Source organism: Myxococcales bacterium, assembly GCA_016703425.1.
In the GTDB taxonomy this organism is placed as follows: domain Bacteria; phylum Myxococcota_A; class Polyangia; order Polyangiales; family Polyangiaceae; genus JADJCA01.
Window position 1 is genome coordinate 227,959 of record JADJCA010000013.1, and the last position, 19,332, is coordinate 247,290.

General features: G+C 66.4%; 17 protein-coding genes and 1 pseudogene. 6 read left to right on the forward strand and 12 right to left on the reverse strand.

Features of this window, described 5'->3' with window-relative positions:
• Positions 1–12: 12 nt before the first annotated feature.
• The 3 genes from IPG50_25875 to IPG50_25885 all read right to left on the reverse strand — a co-directional run bounded on the left by IPG50_25875 (position 13) and on the right by IPG50_25885 (position 2,997).
• Complete coding sequence (locus tag IPG50_25875) at positions 13–1,074, reverse strand: alpha-ketoacid dehydrogenase subunit beta (protein ID MBK6695610.1); 1,062 nt, start codon at positions 1,072–1,074, stop codon at positions 13–15.
• Position 1,075: 1 nt separating this feature from the next.
• Positions 1,076–2,113 (reverse strand): thiamine pyrophosphate-dependent dehydrogenase E1 component subunit alpha, encoded by a 1,038-nt coding sequence (locus IPG50_25880; protein ID MBK6695611.1) that lies wholly within the window; start codon positions 2,111–2,113, stop codon positions 1,076–1,078.
• Between the two features lie 98 nt (positions 2,114–2,211).
• Positions 2,212–2,997: a hypothetical protein gene (locus tag IPG50_25885; protein ID MBK6695612.1), complete on the reverse strand. Its 786-nt coding sequence runs from the start codon at positions 2,995–2,997 to the stop codon at positions 2,212–2,214.
• 56 nt (positions 2,998–3,053) lie between these two features.
• Here IPG50_25885 and IPG50_25890 point away from each other — a divergent pair, with 56 nt between their 5' ends.
• Both IPG50_25890 and IPG50_25895 read left to right on the forward strand, forming a co-directional pair.
• Positions 3,054–3,584 carry a hypothetical protein gene (locus tag IPG50_25890; GenBank protein ID MBK6695613.1) on the forward strand — a complete coding sequence of 177 codons (531 nt, stop codon included), beginning with the start codon at positions 3,054–3,056 and terminating at the stop codon, positions 3,582–3,584.
• A 10-nt stretch (positions 3,585–3,594) separates the two neighbouring features.
• A complete protein-coding gene (locus IPG50_25895) occupies positions 3,595–4,410 on the forward strand; it encodes a phenylalanine 4-monooxygenase (GenBank protein MBK6695614.1) in 816 nt (271 codons plus the stop codon).
• A 3-nt stretch (positions 4,411–4,413) separates the two neighbouring features.
• Here IPG50_25895 and IPG50_25900 read toward each other — a convergent pair whose 3' ends face one another.
• The 4 genes from IPG50_25900 to IPG50_25915 form a co-directional block, all read right to left on the reverse strand.
• Positions 4,414–4,860 (reverse strand): hypothetical protein, encoded by a 447-nt coding sequence (locus IPG50_25900; GenBank protein ID MBK6695615.1) that lies wholly within the window; start codon positions 4,858–4,860, stop codon positions 4,414–4,416.
• A complete protein-coding gene (locus tag IPG50_25905) occupies positions 4,857–6,326 on the reverse strand; it encodes a carboxypeptidase regulatory-like domain-containing protein (protein MBK6695616.1) in 1,470 nt (489 codons plus the stop codon). The genes IPG50_25900 and IPG50_25905 overlap by 4 nt, the downstream gene beginning before the upstream one ends.
• Positions 6,327–6,551: 225 nt before the next feature.
• Entirely contained in the window at positions 6,552–9,092 is a 2,541-nt protein-coding gene (locus tag IPG50_25910; protein MBK6695617.1) for a sodium-translocating pyrophosphatase, read from the reverse strand.
• 538 nt (positions 9,093–9,630) lie between these two features.
• Entirely contained in the window at positions 9,631–10,476 is an 846-nt protein-coding gene (locus tag IPG50_25915) for a hypothetical protein (protein MBK6695618.1), read from the reverse strand.
• Positions 10,477–11,184: 708 nt separating this feature from the next.
• Between IPG50_25915 and IPG50_25920 the strand changes: the two genes are divergently transcribed.
• Positions 11,185–11,769, forward strand: coding sequence for a 4'-phosphopantetheinyl transferase superfamily protein (locus IPG50_25920; protein ID MBK6695619.1), 585 nt, complete (start codon positions 11,185–11,187; stop codon positions 11,767–11,769).
• 75 nt (positions 11,770–11,844) lie between these two features.
• Here the strand turns inward: IPG50_25920 and IPG50_25925 are convergent, their stop codons facing one another.
• A complete protein-coding gene (locus IPG50_25925) occupies positions 11,845–12,378 on the reverse strand; it encodes a hypothetical protein (protein ID MBK6695620.1) in 534 nt (177 codons plus the stop codon).
• A gap of 255 nt (positions 12,379–12,633) precedes the next feature.
• A complete protein-coding gene (nikR, locus tag IPG50_25930) occupies positions 12,634–13,113 on the reverse strand; it encodes a nickel-responsive transcriptional regulator NikR (GenBank protein ID MBK6695621.1) in 480 nt (159 codons plus the stop codon).
• 169 nt (positions 13,114–13,282) lie between these two features.
• On the opposite strand from nikR, the pseudogene obgE reads away from it, so the two are divergent.
• Positions 13,283–14,553: pseudogene (gene obgE / locus IPG50_25935) on the forward strand (GTPase ObgE).
• On the forward strand, positions 14,550–15,617 hold the full coding sequence (locus IPG50_25940) for an EscU/YscU/HrcU family type III secretion system export apparatus switch protein (protein ID MBK6695622.1): 1,068 nt from the start codon (positions 14,550–14,552) through the stop codon (positions 15,615–15,617). Before obgE ends, IPG50_25940 begins: the two are co-directional and overlap by 4 nt.
• Before the next feature lie 11 nt (positions 15,618–15,628).
• On the opposite strand, the gene IPG50_25945 is transcribed toward IPG50_25940, so the two are convergent.
• A complete protein-coding gene (locus tag IPG50_25945; GenBank protein MBK6695623.1) occupies positions 15,629–16,834 on the reverse strand; it encodes a hypothetical protein in 1,206 nt (401 codons plus the stop codon).
• 29 nt (positions 16,835–16,863) lie between these two features.
• Positions 16,864–17,577 carry a PspA/IM30 family protein gene (locus IPG50_25950; protein MBK6695624.1) on the reverse strand — a complete coding sequence of 238 codons (714 nt, stop codon included), beginning with the start codon at positions 17,575–17,577 and terminating at the stop codon, positions 16,864–16,866.
• An 80-nt stretch (positions 17,578–17,657) separates the two neighbouring features.
• Between IPG50_25950 and IPG50_25955 the strand changes: the two genes are divergently transcribed.
• On the forward strand, positions 17,658–17,834 hold the full coding sequence (locus tag IPG50_25955; protein ID MBK6695625.1) for a hypothetical protein: 177 nt from the start codon (positions 17,658–17,660) through the stop codon (positions 17,832–17,834).
• Positions 17,835–17,887: 53 nt separating this feature from the next.
• Here the strand turns inward: IPG50_25955 and lpdA are convergent, their stop codons facing one another.
• Entirely contained in the window at positions 17,888–19,294 is a 1,407-nt protein-coding gene (gene lpdA, locus IPG50_25960; GenBank protein ID MBK6695626.1) for a dihydrolipoyl dehydrogenase, read from the reverse strand.
• Positions 19,295–19,332 lie beyond the last annotated feature (38 nt).

Sequence of the window (19,332 nt, forward strand, 5' to 3'; positions counted from 1 at the left end):
CATCGCGATGGCTTAAGGCTCGTGCCTCGCGAGCTCGCGCATCCTCTGGGCGATCTCGGCCTCTTGCGGCACGGAGGCCATCTCGAGGTTGTCGGCCAGCCCGACACCGGGGACGTTCGCGCCGGCGACGAGGCGCGGCGGCGCGTGAAGATCGTAGAACAGCTCTTCGACGGTGCGGCGCACGAGGTGCTCGCCGAAGTTGGTGATCTCCGTGTCCTCGTTCACGAAGAGCACGCGGTTCGTCTTCTTGACGCTCCGCTTGATGAGCTCCCAGTCGTAGGGCCAGAGTGAGCGGAGATCGATGACCTCGACGGACACGCCTTCCGCCGCGAGCGTTAGCGCAGCCTTGTGGCAGATGGGCACCATGCGGCCGTAGGTGACGCACGTGACATGCTCGCCGGCGCGCAAAACCTTGCCCTCGCCGATGGGAATGAAGAGGTCTTCGACCTTTGGCCACTCGGGCTGCCACTTCGAGCGATCGCCGAGCGGCGCGTCGATCATTCGGCTCAAAACCTTGTCGTCACCGGGTTCGCCGGGCACCTGCTCGTCGGGGCCGCCGCGAACCCGCATCAAGGCCTTGGGCACCATGAACATGACGGGGTTCGGGTCGGCGATGGCTGACAGCAAGAGGCCGTAGGCGTCACGCGGCGTGGAAGGCATGACGATCTTCCACCCCGGGATGTGCGTCGCCATCGCGTCGAACGAATGCGAGTGATAAACGCTGCCGCGAATCCCAGAGCCGACGGGCGTCATGAGCACCATCGGCAAGTTCCAGCTGCCGTTGGAACACCAGTACGTGTTCCCGGCGAGCTTCAAGAGATCGATGGTGTTGTAGATGTAGTCGCAGAACTGGATCTCGGCGACGGGCCGCTGCCCTGCCATCGCGAGCCCCATCGCGAAGCCCACGATGCCGCGCTCGTCGAGCGGCGTGTTCCACGCGGTCTTGAGGCCCTGCGTCGCGGTGAAGACGCCGCCAAGCGGCGGCCCTACGTCCTCACCGAAGATGTCTGTTACGCCGTGGCGTTCCTCGCCGGCGTGAAGCGCGAGACGAATCGCTTGCACCATCGTCGACATGTCAGCTGCTCTTTCCCGTGTTGCCCGCGCCCGTGTTGCCCGCGCCCGTGTTGCTCGAGCCTGCGCTCGGCGCTCGGTAGGGCACCGGCTGGCGCCCCACCACGTCCCGCTCCGCAAAGACGTGATCGTAGATGGTCTTGCCCTCGGGCTGCGGCTCCTCACGAACGCGCTTGGAACCCTCGAGGAACTCCTGCGTCACCTTGGCGCGCAGGTCGTCGGCCTGGGCGCGCGTCAGAAGTCCGAGCTGCGACAAGCGGGCTTCGAACCGCGCGAGACAATCGGCCTCGACCTCGACGAAGTTCGCGCCGGACGCCGATGAGTGCCCGTAGAGGCGGGACACTTGTGCCTCCATGAGGAGGGGCTTGCGCTCGCTCCGAACGTACTCCATGGCATCTTTCAGCGCCGCGTAGGCGACCTCCGGGTCGTTGCCGTCGACGACCATGGTCTTCATGCCGAAGGCCTTGCCGCGGTCCGCGATGGTCCGATCGCCGTGTTGCGTCGACGCGTGCGTGGAGATGCCCCACTGGTTGTTGGTGACGATCATGAGGAGCGGCACCTCGGCGCCGGGCCGGGTGCTCCACACGAGGCACGTGGCGAAGTCGCCTTCAGCGGTGCCCGCGTCGCCGCCTTGCACGATGGTGATGCCCCGGCCCCCGTGGCGCTTTTGGGCCATGGCGCTCCCCGGCGCCATCGAGAACTGAACCTCGATGGGCGACGTAATGGGCACCACGTTCCAGTCACGCACGGAGGCGTGCCCGGCGAAGTTGCGCCCGCCCGAGTAAGGGTCGGTCGCCGTGTTCTTCATTTGGCGAAGGGCGTCGATGGGATCGGCGCCCATGGCCAGCAGCGTCCCGCTCGAACGGTAGTGAAGGTGCAGGAAGTCGAAGTCGAGGCCGCGACCCTTGTGCACGAGAAGTCCGAGGGGAATGTTGAAGGCCTCCTCGCCGGGCCCGCCGATCCAGAAGTAGCCGTCGCCCTGCTTCTGCATCTTGATGAGCCGCTCTTCGAGCAGCCGCGTGCGAAGCATGAGGTCATGCATTTTGAGCAGAAGCTCGGGGGCGAGCCGCGAGGCTTTGCCCATTTCGTGCGCCGTCGTGGTGCTCACGTGTGATTGCTCCTAAGGGGATCGCGGGTCCGTTACGGAACGACTCGGACGGAGCCAGGCATCGCGCTCCCATGAATGGCGCAGTTGTAGTCGAAGGTTCCGACCGCGGGGAACGTGACCTCCAACTCGCCGATGTCGCCGCCGTCCGAGGCGACGCTCGTGACCGCGGGGATCGGACTCCCGATGGAGCCACCGTTTTGCAGCGGATGGCTGGCGAAGGAGCCGCTCCAACGCACGATGGTGCCGACCTTCACCTTCACGCACTTCGGCGAGTAGTCCGCAGGCGAGGCGCCTGTCGGGAACGTGACCGTCACGAGGGCCTGCGCCGTCTGATCGTTCGCGTCGAACTCCACGTCGGTGCAGTTCGCGGAGAGGCCGCCATCGGGGCCGCTGTCAGGGCTGGCGTCGGAGCCCGCGTCGACCTCCGCATCGGGGCCGGCATCTGCCTCTGCATCGGCCGCGTCGGCCCCGGCATCGACCGCGGCGTCGACGCCCGAATCGACGGCGCTGTCAGCCTTCGCGTCGGAGACCGTTGCCCCGTCGGTGGCGTCGGTGCCCGCGTCGGCGGCGTCGGTGCCCCCCTCGCTGGCATCGCCCGCATCGCCGGCATCCGAGAGCGTCGCGTCGGAACCCGCGTCGACGTTGCCGCCGCCTTCGCTCGTCGACACGTCGGCGCCTGAGTCGGACGTCCCGACATCGGCGGTCGCGTCTTCAGGAACGTCGAGCGGACCGAGCTTGCCGCGATCGAACTCGACAAGGAGGGAACAGCCGGCGGCTGCGGAGCCTAAAATGAGGACGAGAGCTAGCCTTCTTCGCACGAAACCCTCCCAAACGAGAGGTCGCAGCGTATCATGACGGTGCCTTCGGCACGACCATGCACCTGCGCCTTTTTGCCACGCTCATTGCCGCGACGGTCTCGCTCACCGGTTGCTCCAAAATCCAGGAGAAGCTCACGGAGAAGGCGGCCGAAAAGGCGGCCGAGGCCGTGATCAAGTCCCAGACGGGCGAGAACGTCGAGATCAACGCCAAGGACGGAAAGCTCACGGTTCAGGGTAAAGACGGCGTCGCCACGTTTGGCGCCGGCGCCAAGATCCCCGACGATTTTCCCAAGTCGGCCCCGATCTACCCAGGCGCCAAGGTGCAGGGCGTCATGACCAGCGCCGGCGCGCAGGGCTCGGGAGCCGTCGTCACCCTCACGACGCCCGACGCGAGCGAGAAGGTCGTGGCCTTTTACAAGGCCGCCGCGAGCAAGGGCAAAAAGGCGCTCCTCGACATGGCGACCCCCGCGGGCCAAATGATCGCGTGGCAAGCGGCGGACGATGCGCAGATCTCCACCGTCATCACGACCGACCCGGCGGCCGGCGGGACACAGATCGTCGTCACGGCGGGCGCCAAGAAGCCGTGAGTCCCGCGGGATGAAACCGACGGCGCTCGTTACGCTCGATCGCGACCATCCCGGATTCCGCGACCCCGACTATCGAGCGCGACGCGACGAGATCGCAGCGCTGGCCCTTTCGTGGCAGCCGGGGCACCCGGTCCCGGAGGTGCGCTACACGGACGTCGAGAACGAAGTTTGGTCGACGGCTCTCCGCGAGCTTCGGCCGCTCCACCAGCGCTACGCCTGCGACGCGTTCGCGAGGGGCTGGGCGCGCCTCGCCTTCGACGAGCATCGCGTTCCATCGTTCCGCCGCGTCAACGAGCACCTTGCGCAGACGAGCGGCTTCACCCTCGTCCCCGTCGCGGGCCTCGCGTCGCCGGCGGAGTTCATGCTTGAGCTCGCCGAGGGGCGATTCCTCGCGACCCAGTACGTACGCCACGCCTCGCGTCCGCTCTACACGCCGGAGCCGGACGTGCTGCACGAGATCATCGGCCACGCGGCGCTCCTCGCCGACCCGGCCTTCGCCGAGCTCAATCGCCTCTTCGGCAAAGCGACGCGGCGCGCCGGAGGCGCGGATATCGAAGCGCTCATTCGCGTCTATTGGTACACGCTCGAGTTCGGCGTCGTCGGGCGGGGTGACGACTACGAGGTCATCGGAGCGGGCCTCTTGTCTTCCTTCGGCGAGCTTGGCCGCTTTCGCGAGAGCGTCCCCAAGCGCGCCTTCGACTTGGACGAGATCGCGCGCACACCGTTCGATCCGACCGACTACCAGCGCGTCCTCTTTGTGGCGAGCGACGTCGAAGCCATGAAGGCGTCGCTCAGCGCGTGGCTCGAGGCGATGGCGCGACGATAGTCGCTAGTCAATGGCCCCTGCGATGCGCGCGTGATCTTCGAGCGCGGCCACGGCCACGCCGTGCTCCTTCGAGACCTCGGCCATCCAGCCGCCAATGCGCGCGCGGACGGCGCGCTCCGCCACCCACTCGGCGAGAGCGAGCGCTCCGAGGAGCGGCGCAAAGAAGACCACGACGAGGGCCAAGGTGCCGAAGCGACCACCGAGTTGCTCCGCGAGGAACGCCTGACCGGTGGTCGCCAAGACGACGCCGAGAGCGAGGCCCGAGAGCATGCAGGTGAGCGACGCCTTCTTCCGCGTCCGCTGGATTCGTTCGTGAAGCGCCTGCGCGGCGCGGATCTCTTGATCGTCGTCGCCCGTCGTCTTGGCGCGGTAGCCGCTGGCAATGGCCTCGGAGGCGGGCGCGTTCGCCGCGTCGTCGGAGACGACAGCTTGCTCGTCGACGTCGCTCACTTCACCGGCGCCGTGGGCGCTTCCTTCTCGTCTTGCACGCAAGACGAGAGATCGAAGAAGAGAAACGCGAGCGCCTTCTCCTCCGGCGTCAGCGTCGTGCCGCACGAGGCGGGGAACGCGTCGTCGGGCAGGCCTGGCAGCGCTTGTTCGTCGCCAGCATAGAGGTGCATGTCAGCGAACGTCGCCTTGCCGCACTGTTGGTCGGTGGGCTTGCCGACGGGCGCGTTCACCGTGAGGTATTTCGTCGGCTCGGGGCGGATGGGATCGGCGATGACGCCCGGGATGACCCACTTCTTGCCGTAGACCCAGCGCTGCGCGGAGGTCGAGAGCACGCGGCCCACGTTCTCGCGCGGCTGCGAGATGGGCATCTCGCCCTTCGTGGTCGAGGCCTGCACGTTCACCAGCCAATCGGCCAGCGCCGCGCCCTTCGGGAAGCTCGTGTCGATGGAGAAGGGCCCGGGCGGATTCTCCGGGTTTCCCGGCGCGCCGAACCAGTCAGCGACGGACCGCAGCTCCGTCGGACCGTTTTGGAACCAGGTGTAGTGGAAGTGCGACGCGAAGACGCGACCGCCGGCTGAGGCGTACGCGTACATCGCGTCGAGGGCGGCCTGCGGTTTGGTCTCGTTGTGCTCGCCGCATTCGCAGGAGAGCATCACCATGTCGTAGGACTTGAGCTGGTTGACGTCGTTCCAGAAGAGCTGCGCGTCGGTGGTGCCGGCAGGCGCCGGTGCTGGCGCAACGGCGGCCGCGCCGAGCGGCTTGGCCTGACTGCCGCGGTAGAGGTGGAGGCGCCCCTTCGTCTTGTCGAGCGAATACTCGCTCGCATCGAGGCCGAGCTTGGGCAGGAGGCACGCGAGCTGATCACACCAGCCGGTGCTGACGGCGATCCTGGGGATGTGCCCCTCCGCCGAGTTCTTGGGAAGACGCGTGGAGTTCACGTCGGTGATGGGATTGTCGACGCACTTCTCGACGGCGATCTTGAGCTCGCGGCGCCACTTGCCAACCTGCACCACGAGCGGGATGTCTTGGCCTACGGGGACGTTCTTGAGCGTGAACTTTCCGTTGGTGTCGGTGATGGTCGCGACGACGGGCTCACCAGAGACGTTGCCGCAGCGATCGCAAGACGCACCCTCCGGCACCGGATCGAGCGGCTTGTTCGGCACGAACACGATGGCGTTGTAGAGCGGCAACGTGCCGTTCGGCGCGGTCACAGTGCCGGTCACCGTGGTGGTCACGCCGGGCCCGCACTTAACCTGAGCGCAGTGGAGACCTTCGCAGGGCTCCTTGGGCGCCGCATCGGCCTCGAAATCAACGACCGGGCCCGTGGGTGACGTGGTGGCCACACCGCCTTCGGGAACCCGAGTGGTCGCGAACTCCGAGTTGTCGGAGCCACAGCCGGCCTCCGCGATCCCGAGCAGCGTCAGGAACACGGCCGTTGCGCCAAGGACCTTGGTGGTTCGAAGCAAGCGGTTCCTCCGAGAGCGTGGGTGACTCGTTGGGTTTGCGAGGACCCGGCGAATCCGGGGCATTCTTTAGCGCGCCTCGGCCGGATGTTCCATAGCGCGTTTCACTGAGACGCAATTCGATGGTCCGGCGTATTTCAGCGCAAAAAGCTCGAGGCTCCCGGACACTTGGTCGGGAGCCTCGAGAGGAGCGGCCCCTGGGAGCCGCGGCTTGGTGTCAGTCGTGTGTCACTCGGCCGGCGAGGGAGCCGCGGCTTCGCCGGAGCCCTTCTCGCTGACTTCGATGCGCATGCCGTAGAAGGACTTCCAGACGAAGTACGACATGATCGCGAAGAGCACGACAGCGAGGTAGACGCGCTGGGTCGGGATCTGCTCGGCGAGCTCGACGGCCAGGAGGCCGAAGAGCGTCGTGAACTTGATGACCGGGTTCATCGCGACGGACGAGGTGTCCTTGAATGGATCGCCGACGGTGTCACCGACGACGACCGCGTCGTGGAGCGGCGTGCCCTTGGCCTTGAGCTCGACCTCAACGATCTTCTTGGCGTTGTCCCAGGCGCCGCCGGCGTTGGCCATGAAGAGCGCCTGGAAGAGACCGAAGAGCGCAATGGCGATGAGGTACCCGATGAAGAAGTACGACTCAAAGAACGCGAACGCGAGGGTCCCGCAGAAGACCGTGAGGAAGATGTTCCACATGCCCTTTTGCGCGTAGATCGTGCAGATTTCGACGACCTTCTTGGAGTCCTCGATGGAGGCCTTCACAACGCCATCGAGCTTGATGTTCGCCTTGATGAACTCGACAGCGCGGTAGGCGCCGGTGGTCACGGCCTGGGTGGAAGCGCCGGTAAACCAGTAGATCATCGAGCCGCCGACGATGAGGCCGAAGAGGAACGGCGGGTGAAGGAGCGAGAGCTTCGCCATCTTCTCGACGTTCGAGAGGCCGTCGGTGAGGACGACAATGATGCTGAAGATCATCGTGGTCGCGCCGACGACGGCGGTTCCGATGAGCACGGGCTTGGCCGTCGCCTTGAAGGTGTTGCCGGCGCCGTCGTTCTCTTCGAGGAAGTGCTTGCCCTTCTCGAAGTTCACGTCGAAGCCGAAGTCCTTCTTGATCTCTTCCTTGATGCCCGGAATGGACTCGATGGTCGAGAGCTCGAAGACGCTCTGCGCGTTGTCGGTGACCGGGCCGTAGGAGTCGACGGCGATGGTGACCGGGCCCATGCCGAGGAAGCCGAAGGCCACGAGGCCGAAGGCGAAGACGGCGGAGGCGTCGACCTTGCCGACGGTCATGAGGACCCCGAGGCCCTGCATGCTGAACCAGTAGGCCGTCCCCATGAGGACCACGAGGATGATGCCCATGTAGTAGGCGCTGAAGTTGCCGGCCGTGAGGCCCGACAGGATGTTGAGCGACGCGCCGCCTTCACGAGACGAGGTGACGACTTCGCGAACGTGACCCGACTCGGTCGACGTGAAGACCTTGATGAGCTCGGGGATGATCGCGCCGGCGAGCGTGCCGCAGGTGATGATGGCCGAAAGCTTCCACCAGAGCGACGGGTCGCCGGCGAGGTTCGCGATGAGCGAGTGCGAGACGGCGAACGTGAGGGCGACGGAGATGAGCGAGGTGATCCACACGAGCTGCGTGAGGGGGGCCTCGTAGTTCATCTTGTCGGCGTTCAGATACTTGGCCTTCGCGAGGACGTCGTTGATGAAGTAGGCGACGGCGCTGGCGAGCACCATCACGATGCGCATCACGAAGATCCAGACGAGCAGTTGCACCTGGACGGCGAGGTTCGCCGAGCCGTCGGGGTTCTTGACGGCGAGGAGGATGAACGAGATGAGCGCGACGCCGGTGACGCCGTAGGTCTCGAAGCCGTCGGCCGAGGGGCCGACCGAGTCGCCCGCGTTGTCGCCGGTGCAGTCGGCGATGACGCCGGGGTTGCGCGCGTCGTCTTCCTTGATCTTGAAGACGATCTTCATGAGGTCGGAGCCGATGTCGGCGATCTTCGTGAAGATGCCGCCGGCGATGCGGAGCGCCGAGGCGCCGAGCGACTCGCCGATGGCGAAGCCGATGAAGCAGGGGCCGGCGTAGTCACCGGGGATGAACAGGAGGATGCCGAGCATGATCAAGAGCTCGACGCTGATGAGCAACATGCCGATGCTCATGCCGGCCTTGAGCGGGATGGCGTAGGTCGGGAACGGCTTGCCAGCGAGCGAGCCGAAGGCGGCGCGCGAGTTGGCGAAGGTGTTCACGCGAATGCCGAACCACGCGACGAGCGAGCTGCCCGCGATGCCGACGAGGCTGAAGATGAGGATGATCGCTACGCGCGAGAGCTCAAACTTGAGGATCGCGCCGTAGTAGATCGCAACGACGAGTCCGATGAAGGCCTCAAGGATGAGGATGAACTTCATCTGCGTCATCAGGTACGTCTTGCAGGTGGCGTAAATGAGCTCGGAAACCTCGAGCATCGACTTGTGGACCGGCGCGTTCTTCAGCTGGCTGAAGATCACGAGGCCGAAGGCCACGCCGAGGGCGCAGACGCCGAGTCCCATGTAGAGGAGGCTCGAGCCCGGCATGCCGAAGAAGCTGGCGATGGTCGGGTCGTTCAGCTTGGGAACGATGAGGTTGGCTTCGCCACCACCGTGGTGGGGCGCCCCTTCGCCGCCAGCAAACGCCGGCAGGGCGACGAGCAGGGTAAGAATCGACGCCCAAACGCTCGCGAAAGCGGGGCCAAAGCTCGTGTGAGCTTTGTCGTTACGAAACGCGGATTTCATCAATGACCTCTCCGAGTGGGGGTCCGCCGCGTCCCGGGGCGCCTTATGAAGCGCGTGACCGAAAGTGTGCCCGAGATTGACGGAAGACCCGCGATCTCGAGGGGTTGGCCGTCGGTGGCTGTCCGCCGACGCTTCAGCACGCCTCGTCTTCCCTCCTACGAGGAGGAAGCGGCGGCGATGTAGCAGACGGCCCTTCACCTGTAAAGGACGGTTGGGCTGGTTCTGCTTGCCTCAGCGTCCCAAGCCCACAAAAAGACCAAAGGCACGGGGCGGAGGACCCCATGCCTTTGTGCCTGTCGCACCGCGATAGCGTCCGCGAGCGAGGACACGGTGGAGCGTCGCTCTCGCGGGCACGACTTCTTGGGCGGCAACCCGGACCAGGGTCACCGCGCCATCTTTAGCTGCCCACCATTCCTTCCGCCGACAGCCTGAAATTCATTCTCGACATGTCACACCTGGGACTTTCGCGGGGCTCGCCCCGACCAACGGCCGAGCGGGAGCCACGCCAATTTTTTTTTGATTCGCGTGAAAGGCGGGCTCAGAGCGGCGCGCCGGTCACCCGAAGCTGGCTGATCGTGGTCGCCGTAAACGGCGAGCAGTCATTCCAGTCGACGCCCTTTTCGGTGATGGTGCACGTGCGGTTGTACGCGCGGCCACCGTCGACCGAGAGGAAGGTCTGGGCGAGCACCTGCTGGTCACCGTCTTGGTAGGTGTACTGACCCGCGCCGGCCGCAGAGACGAACCGAATGCCGTAGTCCTTGAGCGGAGCACGCGCACCGAAGCCGCACTTGTAGGAGGCCACGAGCGGGCTGGCGTTGGCGTTCACGCAATGGCGGTCCCAGAGCAGGGAGCCGTCGATGCTGAGCACGCTCTGAACGACCACGGACTCTCCGTCCACCGAGGTGTAGGAGTAGTGCATGTCGTCACGGAGGGAGGAGGCGCCCGGAACGTCGAGCTGATGGGTGTCGATGGCGAGCTTCTCCCAGTCGCTGCACTTTGCGTTGACCGGCTCGCGCTCGATGGGGCAGATGCGTCCCATTCGGCGGTCGCCGCGTTCGCTAAAGACGGTCTGAGCCAAATACTGCTGGTCGAAGTTGCCGGTCTTCTCGGTCCACACGTAGGTGTTCATGCCCGCGATTGGGCCAAAACCCGGTAGGCCGAGGTCGGACACGTCATGACCGAGGTCCCAAGAGCTGCACGTGCTCCAAAGCACTCCGCCTTTGGGGCCGACGCGGCAAGCTCGCGTCCAGTAGGTGTGGCCGCTCTCGTCGATGAGCCACTGAGAGAGAATCTGGTTCTTGTTCACGTCGCGGTAAACGAACGTCGAAAGGTCCCGGTACACCTCCGAGAACTGGGCCCTCTCGTCGCCGAAGTGCGTGTCCACGATCCTCCGAACGTGGTCGACTTGCGACTGGTCGCTAAGGGTCGTCGTAGGACGACCTGCGCGCGGGTCTTCAGGCGTCGGTCCAGGGTCAACCCCCGCCGCACACCCGGTTGCGCTGAGTATTGAGATGATTCCGGCTAGGCCGGAGAATTTAGGGCAAATGGGTCCTCGCATACTTCCTTGATACGGGGATCGCGCAAGGACCTCAACAATTTGTTTTTGTGCCAGCGAGGTTTTGGAGGAGCACTTCGCCCCATGTCCCAGGCGCGTCTCTCTCGCCCTACAGCGGCACCTCCAGCGTAGTCAGAGCGCTCGCCAAGGGCCAAATTCAAGCCATATTTGGCCAACTTCCGCCCGCCCGCGACGACATCATTTGCAGCGGCCCACGCGTGGCCAGGCGTCGATCGCGCGCTGGCGAACGGAGCTCGCGCCGAGCGATCGGGCTCGCGATATTGCAGTCTACATTCTTGCAGAATACATACATAGCCTCCCGCGGCGCGCGCCGGGAATGGACGCGCGAGGCGGCCCCCGAGCGATCTATGCTCCGCCGCGATGTGGAGTCTCGCGGCCGACGAAGCGCGGATCTTTCTGGTGGATCCGGCCTCTCTGGAGCCCGGCGCCGCCGCCGCTCGCTATGGCGACTGGCTGGCGCCCGACGAGCTCGCGCGCTGGCGACGGTACATTCCGCCCGTCGTGCGCCATGAGTTCATGGTCACGCGAGGCCTTGGGAGGCGCGTGCTCGCAGAGCTCTTGGGCGCCGAGCCGCGGGCCCTTTCGTTCGAGCTGGGGCCCTACGGGCGACCAGAGCTGCGCGACGTGGCGGCGCCCGCAATGGCACCGGGCCGGCGGCTTCGCTTCAACTTGTCGAACACGCGAGGCCTGGTGGCCTGCGCCGTCGCGTGGGACGTCGACATTGGGGTGGACGTCGAAGCCATGGACCGAGCCACGGAGACGGTCGGCGTCGCCGACCGCTTTTTCTCCGAAGCGGAAGTCGCGGGGTTGCGCGCGCTGGCGCCCGAGAGGCAGCGCAGACGCTTCTTCGAACTTTGGACGTTGAAGGAGGCTTACATCAAGGCGCGCGGCCTGGGCCTCGCCATTCCTCTTGGGAGCTTCTCCTTCTCGGTCGACGGCACCATGCGCCCCACGGCGACCTTCGACGAAAGCGCCGGGGACCCCGGCGGCGGCTGGTTCTTCGAGCAGGCGTTCCCTTCAGCACGACACGCCATGGCGGTCGCAGTGCGGGGTAACCCGGGCCCGCTGCGCACGATCGTCACTTGGCTCGACGCGCCATGAACGGCGACCACCGCCCCTTCGCGCGCCCACGCGGCGGTCGCCGAGGCTTCTAGCTCGCCGGCCCGAAGATGCGCCTCAGGCGCCGCCGGGCGCCGCAAACGGCTTCTTCTTCCAATAGGAGAAGGCCCTCCTCGAGCGAACCTTTGCGAGCGGCTCCGCCCAACAGGTGCCCGACGTGTACCCCGAGAGGCGGTATTCAACCGGCAGCGCTTTGCACAGGCGAAACGACTCTCGCATCACGCGCAGGCCGCTCTTGAGGCAGCGCTTCCGGTCGTCCACCAGATCTTGTCCCGTCCACTGCTCGGGCGTCTTGCCGTAGACCTGTACTTGCAGAATACACCAACTTCGCCCGTTGTCGCCGCGCAGCTTGCCCGTGTCGACCTCGCGGCGAAAATCCGATTCGAGCGAGGCCACGGCGGCGAGCAGCAAGGCCGTCTGTGCGCGGCCGGTGGGACCGTCGAAGAGCGGAGCCTGCTCCGCCTCGAGGGCCACCGACGCGAGGTCGCGAGCGATGGCGCCGTACCGCGCGAGGGCGGCGTCCGCCCCTTCCTTGTGGTGGTTCTGGGGGGGGCTCCAGGACACCATCGCTCCCAGAAGCCAAGTCGCCATTGCATCGACCGTCATTGCACGGACCTCCTTTCCGGGCCGCGCGACACCATCGAGATGGAGCGTTGCAGCCAGCGAGCCTGCCGTTTTCCGACTTCGGGCCGATCACGTAAAGAGGGTTATTTTCCCCACCGTAGGCGCGATCGTTGGTGTGCCAACGATTGTCGCCTGATCTCGGCGAGTTTCGAATTCGTGCCAACGAAATGAAAATTCGTCCAGCTGGACGAGTGAGCACGCGTATTAGGGCGATGAACGCCCCTACGGATGCGCGTGCTTGCGCGGCGAGGCGCCGGGGCGCTCGGTCCGAACGAGCTCGAGGGCGCCGTGTTTTACGCCCTTGGTGCCCAAGAGCCGGTCGGCCACCTCGTGCAGTTCGCGCGCACGGCCCATGAGCACGATGACTTCAAGGCAGTGATCGTGGTCGAGGTGAACGTGCAGCGTCGAGCGGACCGCGTCGCCGAGGTCGTGCTGCATTTGGTTGAGCTTCTCGCTGAGGTCCCGCACGTGGTGGTCGTAGACGAGCGTGAGGGTTCCAACGGCCTTCGCGTCGGAACGCTGGTGGGCACGGGTGATCTCGGCGCGGGCAAGGTCGCGCAGCAACTCGGAGCGCGTGCTCCGACGCGCGTTAACGATGGCGTCGAACTCGTCAAGCAACGAAGCCTCCATCGCGACGCCGAAGCGAACGAGCGGGTCGCGGGCTGGTTCGGTCAGTTCGGGCGGACGCTTCTTGGCTGCCATGGTGGGCGCCAAGGTACGAAAACCGCGCGACCTCCGCCAGCGAGGCCGGCGGCCTGGTCTCAGCCATTCGCTGGCTCCCCTTCCGCGCCCCAGACAGGCCCACGACGCGCATCGACCCCGTGAATCGATGCACTGGAACGTGGGAAAATAGGCGTATAACCCACTCCCCATGAAGTTCGTCGACTCAACCCTCGTGCATCTGTTCGCCGGCAAGGGAGGCAACGGTTGCGTAGCCTTTCGCCGAGAGAAATTTGTGCCCCATGGCGGGCCCTCGGGCGGCGATGGAGGCAAAGGCGGCGACATCATTTTCGTCGCTGATCCCGGCCTCTCGACGCTCCTCGACTTCACGCACCAGCGAAACCTTCGCGCCCCCGATGGCGAGCCGGGGCGCGGCAAAGACTGTTACGGACGCGGCGGCGCCGACCTCGAGATGCGCGTCCCCGTGGGGACCCAGATCGTCGACGTCGCGACGCACACCCAGATCGCGGACTTGAGCGAACTCGGCGCGCGCGCCGTGGTGGCCCGCGGCGGCCGCGGCGGCCGCGGCAACATTCACTTCGCGACGTCGTTTGACCGGGCACCGCGCCGCGCGGAGCCCGGCGAAGCGGGCGAGGAGCGTGACGTTCGCCTCGAGCTCAAGGTGATGGCGGACGTTGGCTTGCTCGGATTTCCCAACGCCGGCAAGTCGACGTTCATTCGCGCGTGTTCCGCCGCGCGTCCGAAGGTGGCCGACTATCCGTTCACAACCCTGGTGCCACACCTGGGCGTCGTTCGCGTCGATGACGAAGCATCCTTCGTGATGGCGGATATTCCAGGCCTCATTCCTGGCGCGTCGCAGGGAGCGGGGCTCGGCGTTCGCTTCTTGAACACGTCGAGCGGACTCGGGCGCTCTTGCACCTCATCACGTTGGACCCGGGCGAGGACCGAGAGCCGGTGCGCGACTACGACGTGCTCATGAAAGAGCTGAGCCGCTTCGATGCGGCGCTCGCCAAGAGGCCGATGATCGTCGCCCTCAGCCAAGCGGACCGAACCGATGTCCGCGAGGCCTTTCCGCGTATCCGCGCGGCCCTGGCGAAGAAGCGCGTGGACGTGCGGCTTGTGTCGGCCGTCACCGGTGAAGGCGTTCGTGAGCTGCTCCTCGATCTCTTCCGCATCGTGCGTGGCGAGGTGCTGCCGTCTCCGTTCGGAGAAATCGCGCTCGAGCACGCAACTTCGGCTGCGAACTCGCCGAAGAAGAGAAAGGCCGTCGCCAAGAAGGTGGCTGCGCCGGCAAAGAAGGTCGCGAAGAAGCCTGCGCGATCCAAGACCAAGACCAAGACCAAGACCAACGCGAACACCAAGACGAAGTCGAAGTCAGCCGTGAAGAAGTCGCCAAAGAAGGTGGCCGCCAAGGCGGCAACGAGACGGAAGAAGGCAAAGGCCCCCGCACGCAAACGATGAGCGCGAAGACCGAAGCACCGACACCAAGGCGCCTCAAACAGGCGCGGGAGCGAGGCGACAGCGGCGTAAGTGCGGCGGCGACGCAATCGGTGACGTTCGCGGTCGTGGTGCTCGCGGTGCTCCCCTTCGCGGCGCGCCGACTCCTCGAGACGGCGACCCACGGAATTGTCGCGGCGACTTCTTCGAGCCCAAGCACGAGCCTGACGGAGCTGGCCACGCTGGAGCATCGAGCGGCCGAAGCCCTCGCGCTCGTCGTCTCGCTCTCCTTCCCTGTCCTCTTGGCGGCACTCCTCGTCAGCGCCGTCGCGACCATGGTGCAGACCGGCGGTACCGTAGCCCTCAGTCGCCTCGCTCCCGACGCGTCGCGCCTCAACCCTGTGCGCGGTCTTGCGGAGCTCGCGACTCCGACGCGGCTCTTCGCGACCGTGCGCGCGCTCTTGGTCGCGAGCGCCATTTGCGCCATCGTCGTGACCACCCTTCGTGACCACCTTCCCGATCTGTTGGCTCTCGTACGCTTGCCGGCGCGCGGCTCGCTCGCGGCGCTATCCGTCGCCGCCGTTCTCGCCCAGTCCATCGCGTCGTGGGCCGTCGCGCTCGGACTCGGCTTGGGTGCCGCCGACTTGGCGTTGACGCGACGCGGGTGGATGGCGCGCCTCCGCATGACGAAGGCGGAGGTGCAGCGCGAGCACAAGGAGAGCGAGGGCGACCCTGCACTCTTGGCCGCTCGGAAGCGCGCGCACGAGGAGCTGTTGGCCGCGGCGAACGCGGGCGCCGTGAAGGGAGCGACCGTCGTGATCGTGAATCCGACGCACTTGGCTACGGCGCTCCACTACGACAGCGAGGGTGAGAGCGCGCCGGTGATCCTCGCGAGCGGTGAAGGCGTCGTCGCCGAAGCCATTGTGCGTGCGGCCCGTGACTTTGGTGTGCCCGTCGTGCGCGACGTGCCCCTCGCGCACGCGCTCCGCACGTTGGAGGAGGGCGCCGAGATCCCGGAGGCGCTCTACGAGGCCGTCGCGGAGATCTTGAGAGAGATCCTCGTTCAGCGCGAGGACCTCGGACCCTAGGCCGGGAAAAACTAGGGGGAAGCGTCGAAGTCTTCGAGATCGATGTCGACATCGAGCTCATCGAGCAGGGGCTCCGACGGCGGCTCGAGGCGTGCCGCGGTGAGGCGGCGAAGGAAGCGCGCGCAGGCGTCGGCGGCTAGGGCGTCACCTAGTTCGCGAGCACGCGCCAGCGCGTCGAGCGCTTCAAGGAGCGCGTCGTCGGCCTTGCCAACGCCGGCGAGCATCACCGCGAGGGCCAGCGCCGCCTGCACGCGAGCGCCGCCGCGCGCTTCGTCGCGCGCTTGCTCGAGGGCTCGGAGCGCGGGGCCTACGTCGCCGCGCGTAAAATCCGCAAAGGCCCGGAGGCGTCCCGCGGACGTCGACGCTCCGCCCTCCAGCGTGGCCGCGGACTCGGCGAGGGCGAGCTTGTTTCGGGCGAGGAACGCCGCGCGTGATGTGCGAACGGCGGCGGCCATCTCGGCAGCGGTCGCCCGCGGGCGCGGCGTCTCGGGCTTTTCGTCGTCCTCGATGGCCACGATGGAGGGTGCGGGAGGACGATTGGGGATCGTGCGCGCCTCGCTGCTCACCGACAGGCGCGCCTCGTTGGTCACCGAAGGGCGCGGTGGTGGCACGGGCAGCGCCGCGGCCGCGCCGCTAGCCAGGTTGGGCGCCTTCACCGCTCCGGGAACCGCGGCGAGCTTGGCCGGCGGCGGCGGGGGGCTCGGCTCAACGGCAGCGCCCGAGTGAGGCCGGCGGCGCCAGGGGCGCTGAGGGTCAAGGCGGCTGCCACGCACCTCGAGGCCTCCGTCGGTTGCTGCGCGCACCTCCATGAGTCGAAGGGCATCGATGGCGGAGAGCCCCGTGTGTACGAGCGCCTCGCCGGAGCGCGCCACCCGCGACAAGGTCAGCGACACAACGAGCGGCTCACCCCAGGCAAGCTCGTTGCGCTTGTCATCGAGCGTCTCCATGGAGCCCTCGGCCACGCCGGCAGCCCAGCGTTCGCCTTCGGGGCTCACCTCCGTGATGAGCGACACTACGAGGTCGATGGCCTCTTCGAGGGCATCAACCGGGAACGCGAAGGCGACGGTCATCGCGCTCCACGAACAGAGGGTGGCGCCGAGGGCCTCGGCACGACTCGCGAGCGACCGCGACCGCACGAGGTAGCTCGACGGCTCCCCGGCGCGCACCCCTTGAGAGGGCATGCGGAACGTGACGACGATGCGGCGGTCTTGGGTCACGGGTCGGAATGCATCCGGTCAGGGCAAGATCAGGTCACGCGGACGCGTTTCTTGAGCGCGGCGAGCTCTTCTTCGATCTCCGAGCTCGCGCCACCGCCACCACCGGGCGCCTTTCCGCGCTCAAGGTCGCGGAATTTCGCCTCGAGGTCGTCGTGCTTCTTGCCGCCACCAACGGCCTCCTCGACCTCGCGCATCGCCGCGGCCTCCGCTTCGCGGCCCTCGATCTTGTCTTCCATGCGGCGGAAGTTGTCGAAGGCGCTCGAGCCGCCACGCGCCCCCAGTCCTTCGCTGCCGCCGCCGGCCTTGGCCTGCTCGGAGCGCGCCGCGATGGTGCCTTTGCGAAGGCGGAGCTCGTCGAGCTTCTGATCCATGCGCTCCAGCTCGGCCTTCATGTTGAGCGCCTGCGTCGCTTGCTCCTGCCGCGCCTTCTCGGCATTTTGCGCTTCCGTCGAGACGCGCTTCTTCTGCTTGAGGGCGTCTCTCGCAAGATCTTCGTCGCCGGCCTTCATGGCGAGCTCGGCCCGCTTGTCCCACTTCTCGGTGTCGGCCTCGAGCTCGGCGACGCGCTTCTTGAGCTGCTTTTCCGAGGCGACGGCCGAGATGACCTCCTGGCGTCCGCGCCGCAGCTGCTCCTCCATCTCCTCGACGGTGAGGTCGAGGAGCTTCTTGTCGTCCTCGGCGCGGTCGAGCAGGTTGTTGACGTTGCTCGAGATGACCTTGCCCATGCGATCGAAGATGCCCATCGTAGGTTGCTCCGGCGTCGGCTAGGGACCGTTCGCTTGGCTTAGGTTAACATGGCAACCCGAGCCGAGAGGAGGCCCCCATGCCGATCTGCAAAGAATGCGAGTCCGAGGTCGATTCGCTCGTGAGCGTCAAGGTGGACGGGAAGGCCAAAAAGCTCTGCGAAGACTGCGCCGATCGAGCGCGCGAACAAGCCGAGATCGCCGAAGCGAGCGAAGGCGCGGTCCAGCAAATGATGGGCTTCAAGGGCCGGCGCTGAGCGGGCCGGCGCGCTCTCGGACCGGCCCCTGCGCGGCGCGGCGCCCGGCCGGCCTACTTGTTCATGACGTGGACGGCTTGGCCCAGGCCGTGAAGGCTCGCTTCCATCATGCCCTCGCCGAGCGTCGGGTGCGGGTGGATGGTGAGGCCGATGTCCTCGAGGAAGGCGTGCATCTCGAGCGCGAGGGCGCCCTCGCTGATGAGATCGCTCGCCGAGGGCCCGACGATGTGGATGCCCAGGACCTCGTGGGTTTTGGCGTCGGACACGACCTTGAAGAATCCGTCGGTCTCGGCGACAGCCATGGCGCGGCCCAGCGCGGCGAACGGGAACTTCCCGATGCGCACCTCGAGGCCTTTCTCCTTGGCCTGCGTCTCCGTGAGACCCGCCGTCGCGATCTCCGGATCGGTGAAGATGGCCGCGGGAATCGCCACCCAGTCCTTTGCGGCCTTGTGACCGGCGATGATCTCGGCCACGACCTCCCCTTCCTTGCTCGCTTTGTGGGCCAGCATCGGGTTGCCGCTCACGTCACCGATGGCGTAGATGCTCGCGACGGTCGTGCGGCCGGAGATGTCTACGGGCACGTAGCCGCGCTCGACCTTGACGCCGACTTCCTCGAGGCCGAGGCCGGCCCCGTTGGGGCGCATCCCGACGGCGACGAGGACCACGTCGCACATCACGGTGTCGTGCTTCCCGCCGCCCATGTCGACCTTGACGGCGAGCGAGCCGTCGGCGTTTCGCTCGTAGCCCATGGCCTTGGCGTTCTTGATGATCTTGGCGCCGTGTTTCACGAGCTTCTTCTCGACGACGGCCGTGAGATCGGCGTCGACGCCGGGCAGGAGGCTCGGCGTCGCTTCGACCACGATGAGCTCGGAGCCGAGCTTCTGGTAGACGCTGCCGAGCTCGAGGCCGATGACCCCGCCGCCGATGACGAGGAGCCGCTTGGGCACGGACTTCAAGCTGACGGCCTCCTTGGCGCCGATGATCTGCTTGCCGTCGAACTTGAAGGTCGGAAGCTCCACCGTCGAGGAGCCGCTCGCGACGACGATGGCCTTCGCGGTGACGGTCTCCTTCACTCCTTCACGGGTCACGATCTCGACGCTCGTCGGTCCCGTCACGCGGGCGGTCCCGTAAACAAGCTCGGCGCCATTGCCCTTGAGCAGCGTGCGCACGCCGCCGGTGAGCTTCTTGACGATGCCGTCCTTCCACTCCTGCATCTTGGGGACGTCGACGCGAATGCCGTCGACCACGAGGCCCATCATGCCGCCGTCGCGAGCCTTCTCGTAGGTGTGGCTCGCCGAGATGAGCGCCTTCGAGGGGACACAGCCCCAGTTGAGGCACACGCCGCCAACCTCTTCCTTCTCGACGCAGAGCACCTTCTGCTTGAGCTGGCCAAGCCGGATGGCGCACACGTAGCCGCCAGGTCCACCACCAATCACGATTGCGTCGTAGCTCTTCGACATGTTTTGTTCCTCGACCTATCTCTCAGTGCGCCCGCTCG

Coding starts and splice junctions, on each gene's coding strand:
- IPG50_25875 (MBK6695610.1), bottom strand. CDS start 1,074: ATGTCGACGATGGTGCAAGCGATTCGTCTCGCGCTTCACGCCGGCGAG.
- IPG50_25880 (MBK6695611.1), bottom strand. CDS start 2,113: ATGCATGACCTCATGCTTCGCACGCGGCTGCTCGAAGAGCGGCTCATC.
- IPG50_25890 (MBK6695613.1), top strand. CDS start 3,054: ATGCACCTGCGCCTTTTTGCCACGCTCATTGCCGCGACGGTCTCGCTC.
- IPG50_25895 (MBK6695614.1), top strand. CDS start 3,595: ATGAAACCGACGGCGCTCGTTACGCTCGATCGCGACCATCCCGGATTC.
- IPG50_25910 (MBK6695617.1), bottom strand. CDS start 9,092: ATGAAATCCGCGTTTCGTAACGACAAAGCTCACACGAGCTTTGGCCCC.
- IPG50_25920 (MBK6695619.1), top strand. CDS start 11,185: ATGGTCACGCGAGGCCTTGGGAGGCGCGTGCTCGCAGAGCTCTTGGGC.
- IPG50_25925 (MBK6695620.1), bottom strand. CDS start 12,378: ATGGCGACTTGGCTTCTGGGAGCGATGGTGTCCTGGAGCCCCCCCCAG.
- nikR (MBK6695621.1), bottom strand. CDS start 13,113: ATGGCAGCCAAGAAGCGTCCGCCCGAACTGACCGAACCAGCCCGCGAC.
- IPG50_25940 (MBK6695622.1), top strand. CDS start 14,550: ATGAGCGCGAAGACCGAAGCACCGACACCAAGGCGCCTCAAACAGGCG.
- IPG50_25950 (MBK6695624.1), bottom strand. CDS start 17,577: ATGGGCATCTTCGATCGCATGGGCAAGGTCATCTCGAGCAACGTCAAC.
- IPG50_25955 (MBK6695625.1), top strand. CDS start 17,658: ATGCCGATCTGCAAAGAATGCGAGTCCGAGGTCGATTCGCTCGTGAGC.
- lpdA (MBK6695626.1), bottom strand. CDS start 19,294: ATGTCGAAGAGCTACGACGCAATCGTGATTGGTGGTGGACCTGGCGGC.